This is a genomic window from Paeniglutamicibacter sp. GQ140 (genome assembly GCF_059759235.1).
On record NZ_JCAXDW010000010.1, the window covers coordinates 42290 to 55337 of the forward strand.

Here is a 13048-nt window from a genome sequence, read left to right on the forward strand (position 1 = left end):
AGATCGGGGAATGCCGCGAGATGGTAAGCAAAGGTTATGCTTACCTAACTCGCACCGAGATATTAAAGACATAGGTGAGGGCGCTAATACAACTTAAGTTCAATACACAACCAATAAAGACCAGGTCGGACGGGCAAAAGTGCCCGCCCGGCACTTTCGTACCCGCTGCACGGCTCCAGGGCCCGATTCGGTCGCGTCACACTTCGCAAAATTTCCGCCCCGCGCCACGCGGGTCGGGGCGTCCGGGCTCCGCGGGGCGGGCAGGCCGCGTAGGACCGGGAAGGACTCAGCCTTCGGTAGCCTGTCCCGGGTCCATGGCCGCGACCACCGTGACGCTCAGCTCCAGATCCGCCGGCCGGTCGATGGTGACTTCGATGACGCGGATCGGTCGGTGTTCCGCGGCGCCGAACCCATAGCCGTTGGGGCCATCGGGGGAACACTCCGAGGACAGGCCGCTCCCAAGGCTGCGCCCCTCGTCGTCGAGCGCCTCAAAGCTTGCCCTGGTATTTTTCGAGCAGGTGATCTCCACAATGATCATGTTGCCCGGTTGTTCCCCGGACAATTCAAAGCGCGTGCTCCGCGAGAACCGTTCGGCAAGCAGCACCCGCTCGCTTCCCGGAACCGCATAGTCGACAGGATGTCGTCCCTGCTGGACCTGATAGGCGACGGAGAGCTTGTCCAGGGCGGCGATTCGTTGTTCCAGCCCGTCGCCGGGGCTGCTCTGCAACGGCAAGTCCGCCATCTGCGACGGGGTCGAACCGGCGGGCGTGAGCGAGGCTTCCCCCGTTGTGGGGGGCTTCGGGGGATCACTCGTTTCAGTTGCCAGGGGCACGCATGCGCTCAGCAGCAGTCCCAGTCCCGCAAGACCGGCGATCATCCTTGGAATTCGGCTCATGACCTGAGCCTAGGCAATAAAACCGTGCATCGGGGAGCATGGCGGATAACGATCCGGACAGCCCCCGGGCGCGGATGGTCCCGCGTACGCCCACCGAGAATCCCCTTGCACCGGGGGCGGGCAGGCCCTTGACTCGGGTCATGAGCAAAATCCTGCTGCTTGGCGGCACCGGCTGGTTGGGCAAAACCCTCAGCCGTCTCGCCCTGGAAGGCAACCACCGGCTGACGGCCTTGGCGCGGGGGACAGAAGCGTTTGCACCGGGGGCCACGGCGGTCGTTGCGGACCGCGCCGCACCGGACGCCTACGCGGAGGTGGAAAAGGACGACTGGGACCTGGTCATCGAGCTGACATCAACACCGGTATTTGCCCGCGAGGCACTGGGCAGGCTCGGCGCAAATGCCCGGAACTGGGTGTTTGTTTCCTCCTGTTCGGCATACGCCGACCAATCCGAGCCGGGTGCCGACGAGACGGCAAGGGTCCTGGAGCCGCTGGCTGCCGATGACCGGGACGCCGAACCGGACTACGGAAGGGCCAAGTCCGCCTGCGAAGAGCTGAGCCGGTGGGTCCGCGACGGCCGGGTGCTGGTGGTCCGTCCTGGATTGATCGGCGGCCCCGGGGATCCCAGCGGGCGCAGCAGCTACTGGCCGTTGCGTTTTGCCGAGTCCCGGGACCCTGTCCTGGTTCCCGCCGACCCGGACAGCCGGCAATCGGTGCAGATCCTCGACGTGCGCGACCTCGCGGCATTCATCCTCGATGCCGGCCTGGCGGGGCTCCACGGATTCGCCAACGCCGTGGGTGCACAACACACGCTGGGCCAGGCCCTGGGAATGGCCCGGGACGCCGCTGCTGCCGTGGCGCCGCCGGAAGCTCCGGCTCCCGCCCACACGCTCGCGGAATACGACCTGGCCCGGATGGAAGGGGACCGCGTGAACCCCTGGGCAGGTCCCATGTCGCTGCCCTTGGTGCTGCCCGCGGACCCGGAATTTGCCGGATTTGCGCGCCGCTCCGATGCCCGCGCGCTGTCCATGGGCCTGCGCCGCAGGAGCCTGCGCGAGACCTTTGAGGACATCGTGCGCGCCGGGGACGGGACCGGGACGGCTTCGCTGCGGTCTGGGCTGGCAGCGGAGGAGGAAGCCGCGCTGCTCCTGCGGTAGCCGCGGGATCCGTCGACCGCCCCGCCGGGGATGCCCCCGGAGGAGCGCTGCCGGCGTCCCGGGTCCTGCCACCCGCGACGCGTCCGGTGATATGCCCCGTCTCCCCGCGCTGACCCCGGACGAAACTGCCGGTAAGCGGCGGGACATTTGACAGCCGGCGTCTCCCGGCCGCAGGATTGAAATGTCCCATTGCCGACGTCAGGATCGCGACGTGTTGCCAGTTCTCGCCTTCGCCTAATCGCGCCAAGGACATTTCCATGACCCCTCCCTACGTGGAGCGATCGAGGTCGTGGTGAAGTTTTGGCGCATCCACCGTCGAAACGAGAACGACCATGCAGCACCCCAATCCCATCATCATTGACCGTCTCGGCTTTTCCTGGCCCGATGGCGGAACCGTATTTGACGACGTCTCGACCACTTTTCCCCATGGCAGCACCGGCCTCATGGGTCCCAACGGTTCGGGAAAGTCCACGCTCTTGCGGCTGGTCGCCGGGGAACTCAGGCCCACCCGGGGCACGATCCACACCCAGGCACCGCCGGCCTACCTGGCACAGGACATCGTCCTCGACAGCCATCGAAGCGTGGCGAGCCTGATGGGCATCACGGAAAAGCTGGCGGCGCTGCACCGGATCCTGGACAACACGAGCGAGGATCTGGCCCGGGACATGGAATCGGTCGGCGACGACTGGGATCTTGAGGAGCGGTCGGCGGCGCTGCTGGACGGATACCTCAATACGGAAGTCACCGCCTCATTCCTGCAACGAACCGTGGGCACCCTGTCGGGCGGCGAGACCATGGCCGTGGCCCTGGCCGGCATGGAAGTCCGCGGCGGCGGGATCACCCTGCTCGACGAGCCGACCAACAACCTGGACCGCGACGCCCGGCACCGCCTCTACGACATGGTGGAGCGATTCTCCGGCACCATGCTGGTCTCCACGCACGACAAGACGCTGCTGGGGCTGGTCGATTCCCTGGCCGAGCTGCGCCCGGTGAACGTGCGGGCGCTGCGCGCCGAGAAAATGGAGGTGGTGCGATTCGGCGACTGGGGTTCACGGGAGGAAGTCCTGGGTCACGAACGGGACAGCGCGGCACGCAGGCTCAGCGATGCCCGCCGCAGGCTGGCGGTCGAGAAACGGCAGGTCCGCGAGGCCGAAACCAAGATCGCCAGGCGGTCCAGGCAGGGGCAAAAGGCCGCGGAATCCATGCCGAAGATCCTGGCCAACGCGCTGCGCAACAAGGCCGAGGTCTCCGCGGCAAAGAACCGCGGCATCATGAGATCCCACGAGGCAGACGCCCGTACGGAGCTGGCGGAGGCCCGCAACGGGTTGCCCGTGGACCTGAGGATCGGGATCGAGTTGCCGCGGACCCGGGTTCCCGCGGGCCGCAGCGTGGTTGAATTGCCGGTCGCCGAGATCGGCCGCGGCATCGTGCTCGAAGCGGGGGAACCCGTGGAGGGGGATTCGGTGCTGGGCATCAAGGGGCCGGAGCGTGTCGCCCTCCTTGGGGGGAACGGGGCGGGGAAGACAACCTTGCTCCGCGAGCTGGAGACGCGTTCGAGGGTTCCGGTCGGGTTCCTGCGCCAGCGCCTGTCTGCCGGGGGCGGGGAGGACTGGGCAGGGCTCGATGACGGGATGAGCATGTTGGAAAACCTCCGTCTCGCGGCACCCGGGGCGGAACCGGGGCTCCTGCGGGAGCAGCTGGCCGCCTTCCATTTCCGGGGAGCCCGGGTCGACGAGCCGGTGTCCCGGCTTTCGGGCGGGGAGAGGTTTCGGGTTGCCTTGGCGATGATCCTGCTGGCCGACCCCGCCCCGCAATTGCTTCTGCTTGACGAGCCGACCAACAACCTGGACATGGCCACCGTCGAGCAGCTGCTTTCGGCCCTGGAATCATTCGGAGGCGCCATGGTGGTGGCCAGCCACGACGAGGAATTCCTCGCCGTGCTGGCCACGGACCGCGAGTGGGAAATGCGGCGCCGGTCTATGTCGCCGGACGCATGACGTTCTTGCGGCCCGCCACATGTTCCGGGGCGTGGGCGACCGCGCGGGCGCCGATCTCGGCCAGCGCGATGATGGCAAAGGCGTTTGCCCCGTGGAGCAGACCGACCCAGGCGGCATCGAAGGCCACGAACGCCAGGGTGATTTGGACCGCGACGGCAAGAAGGAGCCACAGTGCCCATTTCAGTCCGGCGTGCGCGAGCAACGCGATGACCAGTAGCACCAGTACGAGAACCGGGGCCGCGTACATGCCGATCATGCCGTGCATGAGCGCGGCCACCGGCGGTTCGTCCGGGACGGTTCCGGACTGCAGGGATGGGATTAGCCCGAACATCGCCCAGGCGATCAAGGCCGCCTGGACCACGACTGCGGCGGCAATGATGTGAGCAACAACCTTGTATGCGGTACGCAAGGTGAATGTCCTTTCTGGAAATTGCTCAAGTTAACTCATGAAGAAGGCCAACACTGGCCACGTGGCCGCATCGTCGACGTAGGGGTGCGAGGTTGATGGTTTCGTATGGGCGGCCCAAGCGGTTTGGTGGGCCAACCATAGCCCCGTGGCCCAGCCGAGACCAGCACAGCGGATGTACCAATTAATCGCCTGGGAACCGCCCCGGTGAATGGAGCTCGGTCCCGGCGCCTACCAGGCCTCGGCAATGAGTTCGGCCAGGAGTTCGTCGGCGTCAACGTCCAGGCCGCGCGACTGGAACCAGGCGCACATGTTTTGGCAGTCCCGCTGAAGAAAGCCGACACCGCGTTCGTTCTCGGTCATGTCGACAAATTGCGGCAGGTCGATGACCACCAGCCTCTCGCCGGCAGCAAGTACGTTATAGGGCGAGAGGTCCCCGTGGGCATATCCCAGTCGGGCGAAGACCTTCATGGCCTCCACGATTTGTTGCCAGTAGTGGCCCAGCCGTTCGGCGTCCGGGCGCACATGCTGCAGCCGCGGTGCCGCAGCACCCGGGGCCTCCGGGTCTTCGATGAACTCCATGAGAATCTCAGTGCCCAGGATCTGTACCGGATAGGGGACCGGCGCTCCCGCCTCAAAGCACAGGCGCATGTGTTGCCACTCGGCATTGGCCCACCGCGAGGCCTCGACGAGCCGCCCATAGGCGCTGCCGTTTTTCAGCGCGCGGGCGTCGCGTGAACGTTTGACGCTGCGGCCTTGTGTGTAGGTCGAAGACCTGTTGAAGGTGCGTTGCTCCGGGGACCTGTAGCACTTGGCGGCCAGCAGGGCATGTTGCTCGGACGTGGCCCGCTCGATCAGAAAGACATCGGCTTCCTTGCCGGTCTTGAGCACGCCGAGCTCGGTGTCGATGGCACCTGCATCCTCGATAACGAACTCGGGGTAGGGAAGCGGTCCGCGCATGAGCTTCTCGGTGGCCAGCCAGGTTGACCAACGTTGGGAGTCGCCGAGTTGGTCGTCAAGATAGTTCCAGTCATCCGCGCGATCGGTCTGCCTGGCCTTGGTGCCCGTGGAGCGCCGTTCAAAGGTGTCTGGAAAGTTGTTTTCTACGTGTTTCTGCATTGCTGGAGTAACTCCTGTGGGAAGGAAAGAGCGGATCCGGGGTCACGACTGGGACACTCATTGTTTTCCTCCTTCGGTGGTTACTGGTGCTGCTGACTCAAGGACACCACAACTCATTGATGTATGTCAATCACTTGGCTCCGGCTGCTGGTTCCTTGGCCCGTAACCGTTGCCAGATGCGGCGAAAAACCTCATGCTGCCGCCCGTGTCGGGCGTGTGGCGCCCCCGATCATGAACCCCGTCGGGCAAAGCCAGCGAAGCGCCGGTGTGGCCAACTCTTGCCATGTTGCTGCTCGCATTACCGGGCGCGCTTTTGGTGGCGCCATGCGCGGGACGCCGGGGGAGTGGCGATGTCCGATGGGCGCGATGGGTGGACATCGCCCACGCGGCGACAGGCCGGCGGATCTGCGATCCGCCGGCCTGGCGGGGTCGCTGTGGGACCCGCCCGGGAATAAGCCTGCCGGTGCGGGAATTCTGGCCGCGGATCCCCGCAAGCGCGGACGAGGAAGGGCCTGCGGCCAGGTGATTTCCGGGGCTGCAGCCCTACTGCTTGATGTCGACGATCAGGTTGGTGATCCGCAGGGTGCAGAGGCGCTCGCCGGCTTCGTTCTCGATGACGACCTGATGGCTGGCCACGCGGCGGCCCAGGCTGATCGGCGTCGCGGTGATGGTGATCAGCCCGTTGCGGGCACCTTTGTGGTGGGTCGCCGAGACATCCACTCCGACCGCCGACTTGCCCATGGTCGAGGCATGCTTCACCGCGGCCCAGGAGCCAACGGCCTCTCCCACGGCCAGCGACGCGCCGCCGTGCAGCAGCCCGAACGACTGGCGGTTACCCTCCACCGGCATGGTGGCCACGACCTTCTCGACCGATTCCTCGAGGATCTTGATGCCCATCTTGATGTCCAGTTCGCCCAGGGCAATCTGCCAGACGCCGTCAATCGAGGTTTCCGGGGTGGGCGCGGTGGGGCGCTCTGCGCTCATGCTGTCTATCTCCTGTTTTCCGGGCACCCATGGCGCCCGAGACTCGTGGTGTTCTTCCCCATACTGTACTGTGGTTGCTAATACTGACCGATCGTTCAGGAAGGACTTCGTCGATGACGACAACTCCCATGGCTCCACTCGTTCCCAGCTTCGTCCAAAACACCTGGTGGACCCCGTCCGATGCGGTGGGCGGCACCCCGGTGCTGGACGCCAACACCGGGGCGCCCCTGGCAACGGTCAACAGCGACGGCATGGATCTTGCCACGGTTGTTGAGTACGGGCGCACCGTCGGGCAGGCCGAACTTGGCAAGCTCACCCTCCACGAACGCGCCCTGAAGCTCAAGGAACTGGCCCAGTACCTCAACGACCGGCGAGAAGTCCTCTACGAGATCTCCTACCAAACCGGTGCCACCAAGTTCGACTCGATGGTCGACATCGACGGCGGCATCGGCGTGCTCTTCACCTTCTCTTCGAAGGGCCGGCGCGAGCTGCCGAACTCCAATGTCATCCCCGATGGCCCCATGGAAGTGCTGTCGCGCGACGGCTCGTTCGCCGGCGAACACATCTACACCCGCATCCCCGGGGTTGCCGCACAGATCAACGCCTTCAACTTCCCGGTCTGGGGCATGCTCGAGAAGTTCGCCCCCGCATTCATCGCCGGGGTTCCGACCATTGCCAAGCCCGCCACGCCCACCGGCTACGTCGCCGAGGCCATGGTGCGCCTGATGGTAGATTCCGGCATCCTGCCCGAGGGCTCGATCCAGCTGATCTCCGGCTCGGCACGCACCCTGTTGGACGTGCTTGACTACCGCGACATGCTCTCCTTCACGGGCTCGGCTTCCACCGCCTCGGCGCTGAAGTCCCACCGGAACGTCATTGACGGGGGAGTGCGCTTCACTGCCGAGACCGACTCGCTCAATGCGGCCATCCTGGGACCCGACGCGGTTCCCGGAACGCCGGAATTCGACGCCTTCGTCAAGGCCGTCACCACGGAGATGACCTCGAAGGCCGGACAGAAGTGCACGGCGATCCGCCGTAACATCGTCCCCGCGGCGCTAGTTGACGAGGTGGTCAAGGCCGTGGGGACGCGCCTTGACGAGCGCGTGGTCATCGGCGACCCGCGCGCCGAGGGAGTCACCATGGGTGCCCTCGCCTCCCTGGAACAGTTGCGCGACGTGCGCGCGGCCGTCGAGGACATGATTGCCGCCGGCGGCGAGATTGCCTACGGAACCCTGGATGCGCCGGTCGTCCGCACCACCACGGGCGAGGAAAAGACCGTCGATGCAGGCGCTTTCATGTCCCCGTTGCTGCTCACGTGGGACGACGTGGAAAACGAGGCCGTTCACAGCCGCGAGGCCTTTGGCCCGGTGTCATCGGTGATCGGATATTCCGACCTTGACGACGCCATCCGCCTTGCGGCCATGGGTTCCGGTTCCCTGGTGGCCACCGTGTGCACCAACGACCCCGACACCGCGCGCGTCCTGACCACCGGCATCGCCTCGCACCACGGCCGGGTCCACATGCTCAACCGCGAAACCGCGCGCAGCTCCACGGGCCACGGCTCGCCGGTGCCGCACCTGGTCCACGGCGGCCCGGGCCGCGCCGGAGGCGGCGAGGAACTCGGCGGCATTCGCTCGGTCAAGCACCACATGCAGCGCACCGCCATCCAGGGCTCGCCAAACATGCTCACCGCCGTCACCGGCATCTGGCACACCGGTGCCGACCGCGTGGTCGCCGGGGCCGCAGAGTTCGGCGCCGTCGAAGGGGCCATCCACCCGTTCCGCAAGTCGCTGGCCGAGCTGCGGATCGGCGACGCCTTCGCCTCGCCGCTGCGCGTGGTGTCCCTGGAGGAAATCACCGCGTTCGCCAACGAAACCGGTGACACCTTCTATGCGCACACCGACCGCGCAGCGGCCGAGGCCAACCCGTTCTTCCCGGGCATCGTGGCCCACGGATACCTTTTGGTCTCCTGGGCGGCCGGACTCTTCGTCCAGCCCGCCCCCGGCCCGGTCCTGGCCAACTACGGCCTGGAGAACCTGCGCTTCATCACCCCGGTGCCGGACGGGGATTCGATCCGGGTCACGCTGACCGCCAAGAAGATCACCCCCCGCGTCACGGACGAGTACGGAGAGGTCGCGTGGGACGCCGTCATCAACAACCAGGACGGCGAGATCGTGGCCACCTATGACGTGTTGACCCTGGTGGAGAAGGAAAACACCACCTACGCCAACTGGGCCTAGTTCCCGATCCGCATGATGCTGCGGCAATGACCGATGGCCGACCGCTGGACTCCTGATTAGGGGGTTGCGCGGTTGGCCGTCGGCGTCTGCGGAGCCGGTATCGGGACGCGCCCGTGGCGGTGGGCCGTGGCCCGCGGGGCACCGAGTGTGAGAAGGTAGCGGGCAAAGGGAAGCGGGGCGGCATCATCCGCCGGCACGGCCCGCGGCGCGTAGGAGGAACGAGGGTTCAATGAATTCACCGGTGCTTCAGGATGCCGACGCATGGACCGAGCGGGAACAACTGGACTTCTTCGAATCGGAGGAGTTCGCCGGAATCCTCGCGGAAGTCGTGCGACCGATGGGACTTGAGCATGCGCAGGTTTACTTGGCGGACCTGCACCACCGGCCGGGGGCCGGGGTATCCGGTGTCTTTGCGGCAAGCAACGGGACAGCAACGCTTTACCTGGGTGCCACAGCTGAAAAGCTGGAGAAGTTCCCCGAAGGGGCCGTCCGCCTCGACAACGGGCGCGGCGCCGTCGTCGTATGGCTGCATCCGGCAGACCCGCTGCTGCCCGGGTTGCGGTTGGCGACAACCCCGGGGCTCGTGGAGGAAAAATGGGGCGACGGACGCGTTCTGGAGGAACTGCGCACCCTGGCCTACCGCCCGCTGCGCCGCGCCGTCTTGCTTGCCCGCTTCGTGGACGGCGACCAGCTATTCCTCAAGGTGCTGCGGAAGGACTCGCAACTCCTCCACGACAAGCACCTGGCCCTGTTGCAGGCAGGTATCCCCGCACCAGCGCCGGTCGGACCGCCGATAGACGGCGTCCTGGCCTTTCGCCGGGCCGAGGGCGTGCCGTTGGCCGAGGACCTGATGCATGCCAAGGACCTGCCGTTGGACCCGCAGCGCATCTTCGGGCTTCTCGACTCGTTGCCGCAAACCCTTATGGACGTCCCGGCGCGACCTGCCTGGTCCGACCGCTTGGGCTGGTACGGTCACGCGGCCCAAACGGCAATGCCGGAACAAGCCGAGAATATCGGGGTCTTGATCCAGCGCCTGGCCCGCATTTTGGAAACCTCCCGGCGTGGTGAACTGGTTCCCAGCCACGGGGACTTCTACGAGGCAAACATCTTCGTCACCGACGGGACCATCACCGGGTTACTGGACATAGATTCGGCCGGCCCCGGGTATCTGGTTGACGACCTTGCCTGTTTTCTTGGACATCTGGCCGTCCTCCCGGGTCTTGACCCGCGGTATGAACGGGTTGTCGGTTATCTTGAACGTTATGCCAAGGCCTTCGAATCTGAACTGGGTCAACGAGGGGTTTCAGGCGACGGTCTGTATGCCCGGGCAGCGTGCGTGGTCCTGTCGCTGGTGGCCGGCGCGCGGGACGAATCCAATCCCAATTGGCGTGTCGTGGCACTGGACCGCTTGCGGCGTGTTGAGCAATTTCTCGACCTGGCTGGGTAGCGAAAGGCCGGGACGTTTGGTTTGCTGCCGCCCTGAAAGTCTTTATTTATGGGCTGTGACGTGGCATTATTGCCCGAATCGGGAGGCCAAGATGAGAACATTCTCATTCGTTTCTCCTCCACGTCTCACATTCAGGAGTCAGGCTGGAAGAAGATCACCAGCAGGACAATGGACGAAAGGTTCGAAAGCATGAAGAAGTCACGCACATTTTGGTCAATCACCGGGGCACTTGGAGTAGTCGCCATCGGAGCGGGCGTTGCGGTCGCGCAGCCGATTGTCCCCGTCAATGAGTCGGTGGTTGTGGGGGAACGGGCAGCACTCCAAAGTTCCACCTCCGTGGAGCAGGTGGCCGCCGATGCTGAAGCCTCAGCACAGACTGCTGCATCGGCGAAGTCGGCAGCGTCTCCGGTGTCGGCCCAGACTCCTGTGTCGCCGGTGTCGGCCCAGACTGCTGTGTCGCCGGTGTCGGCCCAGACTGCTGTGTCGCCGGTGTCGGCCCAGACTGCTGTGTCGCCGGTGTCGGCCCAGACTGCTGTGTCGCCGGTGTCGGCCCAGACTGCTGTGTCGCCAGTGTCGGCCCAAACTCCTGTGTCAGCCCCGTCCCCGGTCACAGCTCAATCTCCAGTTTCGCCCGCCTCCGCGCAGTCACCGGTGTCCGCGCAGTCGCCGGTATCGCCTGTTTCCGCACAGTCCCCGGTATCGCCGGAGTCTCCAAAGTCAGCTCCATCGGCGGCCAGCGCAGCCTAGCGCTCCCGAGTGACTCCCGGCGGCTGGTGCCCGTTCAGAAACAGGCACCAGCCGCCGGGGTGTTCCCGGACCTCTACCCTCAACTGCCACTCCGTCCCGAACCCGGTCATGTGGACCACTAACGTGGAATAACCGTGGCATGCTATTCCTGTGAAAGCAGAAGACGTCAACAACCGATCGTTGGACCTGGAAGCCGCGGCCCGGATGTGGGCCGAGTATTCGACTGCCTACCCGGACGCGGTGAACCTCTGCCCTGAATACTCGGTCGAGCGCTTCGGGGATTCCGCGGTGCTGGCCGATGCACTGCTACACGAAGTGATCCACGGCCACAAACGAGCCACCTCGACGCTGGCTCGGGAATTCATGGATGACGGCATGGCACTTCCGCGCGTGGGTTCGCATTGGATAGCCTGCGACGGGGACGGAAACCCGAAGGTCGTCCTGAAGAGCGTGGAGCTTCGGTTGGGGACCTTTGCCAGTGCCGACGCGGACTTCGCCCGAGACGAGGGGGAGGGCGACAGGTCACTGGAAAGCTGGAGAACCGAACACCGCAAATACTGGCTGCGTGGCGAAGCCGCACGCGGCCGGACCTGGAGCGAAGACTGCGCGATCGTCTTCGAACGTTTCTTGCTCGTGTGGCCGCCGGAGCATGCCGGCGAAACGCCCGGATCCCAGGATGCGGCTTTTCCCGTTTAGTCGAGAATCGAGCGGGCGGTCGTCCGATTCGGAGAAGACCCAACCCGCAGCATCGCATCCGGAAAACCCCACTACACCGGCACCGGCGAAAAGGTCATCCATGCGGGGAGGCGGGCGTTGCCTCGAACAGAGTGCACCCTCGAAGCACGCGAAACACCGAGTAATTAAGGGGTGGGTTCACGTGTTGCCGTTCCGCTTTTCGCAGTCGTATGCTTCGAGCATCCGAGGCGTGGCGTGTCCATCCGTGATTTCCGAAATAGTTTCCGGATGAAGCTTGTTCTTGCTGGGAGTATGAGCCGTCAACTGCGCGCCGGATACGGTTTCCTACTCGTAGATTCAGAGGGATCTCATGAAAAGAATGTTCGCCATTCCCAGCGCAATTCTCGTCGCAGCCGCGACGCTGTGGGTCGCACCGGCAACCGCGGCACCTCCGCCCGGCACCCAGCTTTCAGGCGCCATTTTCACCACGGATGCCAGCGGTGTTCCCGTCAACCTGAACATCTACGACGCCAAGGAAGATGTCTACCTTAACGGCGGCCCCGGCATCAACGCCCCCGACGACGCGGCCGGCCTGCCGGCAGGCACCTACTCATTCCAAGTCACCGACCCCTCGGGAAAGGTCTTGCTCTCATCCGACGCGGTCGCGTGTCGTCAGTTCACTGTGAACGACAGCGGCGTCATTCAGGACACCTCGCCCTCGGGTGCCTGTGCCCATGCCACAGGGCTCGATGGTGAAGACGGCGGGGCAACCGTCCAATTGTTCCCCTATGCGGACACGCCCAACAACGGCGGGGTCTATAAGGTCTGGGTGACCCCGACTGACAAGCTGGACTGCAACGGAAACGGCAACAAGAACTGCTTCGTTCCCCGGTACAGCAAGACCGACAATTTCAAGGTCCGCAGCGACATGATCGTCGAAATCGACGTGCGCTTCTGGAAGAACGGTGTGGCCATGGACGGCTACGCTGCCACCTGGGTGGACACCAACGGCGCCCACAACATCAAGTACTCCGAATGGAACCCGGCCGTACTTGCCTTCCACGAGGCCCACTTCGAAGCAACCGAGGAAGGCACACATTCGATCCATGTGGCCAGCCAGCCCGGCTGCAGCATCACGGCGGTCGCGGCGCCTGACGGAAGCGCCGCGAGGGTCAGGGGCGGAACCGCAATGGTCCCGGTCACCGTCGCGGACCACACCGAAGGCGACCACACCTACTGGGTGGACGTTGCCTGCAAGTAAGAAAGGATGCCGGCCCGGTGCCCCGAGTCATGCACCGGGCCGCTTCGGCCGCCCGCAAGGAGCGGCGAAGTTGCGGACCACGGTCGTTGACCGTGGTCCGCAATTTTGGGGAACCGATGGCCC

General features: G+C 65.2%; 11 protein-coding genes. 6 read left to right on the forward strand and 5 right to left on the reverse strand.

Going from position 1 to position 13048, the window contains the following annotated elements:
* Window positions 1–286: 286 nt before the first annotated feature.
* On the reverse strand, window positions 287–895 hold the full coding sequence (locus tag AC6CHY_RS14205; RefSeq protein WP_498227128.1) for a hypothetical protein: 609 nt from the start codon (window positions 893–895) through the stop codon (window positions 287–289).
* 140 nt (window positions 896–1035) lie between these two features.
* Here AC6CHY_RS14205 and AC6CHY_RS14210 point away from each other — a divergent pair, with 140 nt between their 5' ends.
* The gene (locus AC6CHY_RS14210) at window positions 1036–2049 is read left to right on the forward strand and encodes an NAD-dependent epimerase/dehydratase family protein (protein WP_498227129.1); all 1014 of its coding nucleotides are present in this window, start codon (window positions 1036–1038) and stop codon (window positions 2047–2049) included.
* Between the two features lie 332 nt (window positions 2050–2381).
* Window positions 2382–4046: an ATP-binding cassette domain-containing protein gene (locus AC6CHY_RS14215; protein WP_217389301.1), complete on the forward strand. Its 1665-nt coding sequence runs from the start codon at window positions 2382–2384 to the stop codon at window positions 4044–4046.
* Here the strand turns inward: AC6CHY_RS14215 and AC6CHY_RS14220 are convergent.
* The 3 genes from AC6CHY_RS14220 to AC6CHY_RS14230 form a co-directional block, all read right to left on the reverse strand.
* The gene (locus AC6CHY_RS14220) at window positions 4027–4455 is read right to left on the reverse strand and encodes a hypothetical protein (RefSeq protein ID WP_217389302.1); all 429 of its coding nucleotides are present in this window, start codon (window positions 4453–4455) and stop codon (window positions 4027–4029) included. The genes AC6CHY_RS14215 and AC6CHY_RS14220 overlap by 20 nt on opposite strands.
* 228 nt (window positions 4456–4683) lie before the next feature.
* Entirely contained in the window at window positions 4684–5571 is an 888-nt protein-coding gene (locus AC6CHY_RS14225; RefSeq protein ID WP_498227130.1) for a serine protein kinase RIO, read from the reverse strand.
* Between the two features lie 543 nt (window positions 5572–6114).
* The gene (locus AC6CHY_RS14230; protein ID WP_217389304.1) at window positions 6115–6555 is read right to left on the reverse strand and encodes a PaaI family thioesterase; all 441 of its coding nucleotides are present in this window, start codon (window positions 6553–6555) and stop codon (window positions 6115–6117) included.
* 113 nt (window positions 6556–6668) lie between these two features.
* Here AC6CHY_RS14230 and paaZ point away from each other — a divergent pair, with 113 nt between their 5' ends.
* Window positions 6669–8795 carry a phenylacetic acid degradation bifunctional protein PaaZ gene (gene paaZ, locus AC6CHY_RS14235; RefSeq protein WP_217389305.1) on the forward strand — a complete coding sequence of 709 codons (2127 nt, stop codon included), beginning with the start codon at window positions 6669–6671 and terminating at the stop codon, window positions 8793–8795.
* 229 nt (window positions 8796–9024) lie between these two features.
* A complete protein-coding gene (locus tag AC6CHY_RS14240; protein ID WP_217389306.1) occupies window positions 9025–10242 on the forward strand; it encodes a phosphotransferase family protein in 1218 nt (405 codons plus the stop codon).
* A gap of 131 nt (window positions 10243–10373) precedes the next feature.
* Here the strand turns inward: AC6CHY_RS14240 and AC6CHY_RS14245 are convergent, their stop codons facing one another.
* Window positions 10374–10853 (reverse strand): hypothetical protein, encoded by a 480-nt coding sequence (locus tag AC6CHY_RS14245; RefSeq protein ID WP_498227131.1) that lies wholly within the window; start codon window positions 10851–10853, stop codon window positions 10374–10376.
* Between the two features lie 340 nt (window positions 10854–11193).
* Between AC6CHY_RS14245 and AC6CHY_RS14250 the strand changes: the two genes are divergently transcribed.
* Complete coding sequence (locus AC6CHY_RS14250) at window positions 11194–11685, forward strand: ASCH domain-containing protein (protein ID WP_498227174.1); 492 nt, start codon at window positions 11194–11196, stop codon at window positions 11683–11685.
* 349 nt (window positions 11686–12034) lie between these two features.
* Window positions 12035–12925, forward strand: a complete 891-nt coding sequence (locus AC6CHY_RS14255) for a hypothetical protein (protein WP_498227132.1) — start codon at window positions 12035–12037, stop codon at window positions 12923–12925.
* The last annotated feature ends 123 nt before the right edge of the window (window positions 12926–13048 follow it).

What these genes read in the sequence shown, in the direction of transcription:
- AC6CHY_RS14205 (WP_498227128.1), bottom strand. Translation starts at nt 895, where the DNA reads ATGAGCCGAATTCCAAGGATGATCGCCGGTCTTGCGGGACTGGGACTG.
- AC6CHY_RS14210 (WP_498227129.1), top strand. Translation starts at nt 1,036, where the DNA reads ATGAGCAAAATCCTGCTGCTTGGCGGCACCGGCTGGTTGGGCAAAACC.
- AC6CHY_RS14215 (WP_217389301.1), top strand. Translation starts at nt 2,382, where the DNA reads ATGCAGCACCCCAATCCCATCATCATTGACCGTCTCGGCTTTTCCTGG.
- AC6CHY_RS14225 (WP_498227130.1), bottom strand. Translation starts at nt 5,571, where the DNA reads ATGCAGAAACACGTAGAAAACAACTTTCCAGACACCTTTGAACGGCGC.
- AC6CHY_RS14230 (WP_217389304.1), bottom strand. Translation starts at nt 6,555, where the DNA reads ATGAGCGCAGAGCGCCCCACCGCGCCCACCCCGGAAACCTCGATTGAC.
- paaZ (WP_217389305.1), top strand. Translation starts at nt 6,669, where the DNA reads ATGACGACAACTCCCATGGCTCCACTCGTTCCCAGCTTCGTCCAAAAC.
- AC6CHY_RS14240 (WP_217389306.1), top strand. Translation starts at nt 9,025, where the DNA reads ATGAATTCACCGGTGCTTCAGGATGCCGACGCATGGACCGAGCGGGAA.
- AC6CHY_RS14250 (WP_498227174.1), top strand. Translation starts at nt 11,194, where the DNA reads ATGTGGGCCGAGTATTCGACTGCCTACCCGGACGCGGTGAACCTCTGC.
- AC6CHY_RS14255 (WP_498227132.1), top strand. Translation starts at nt 12,035, where the DNA reads ATGAAAAGAATGTTCGCCATTCCCAGCGCAATTCTCGTCGCAGCCGCG.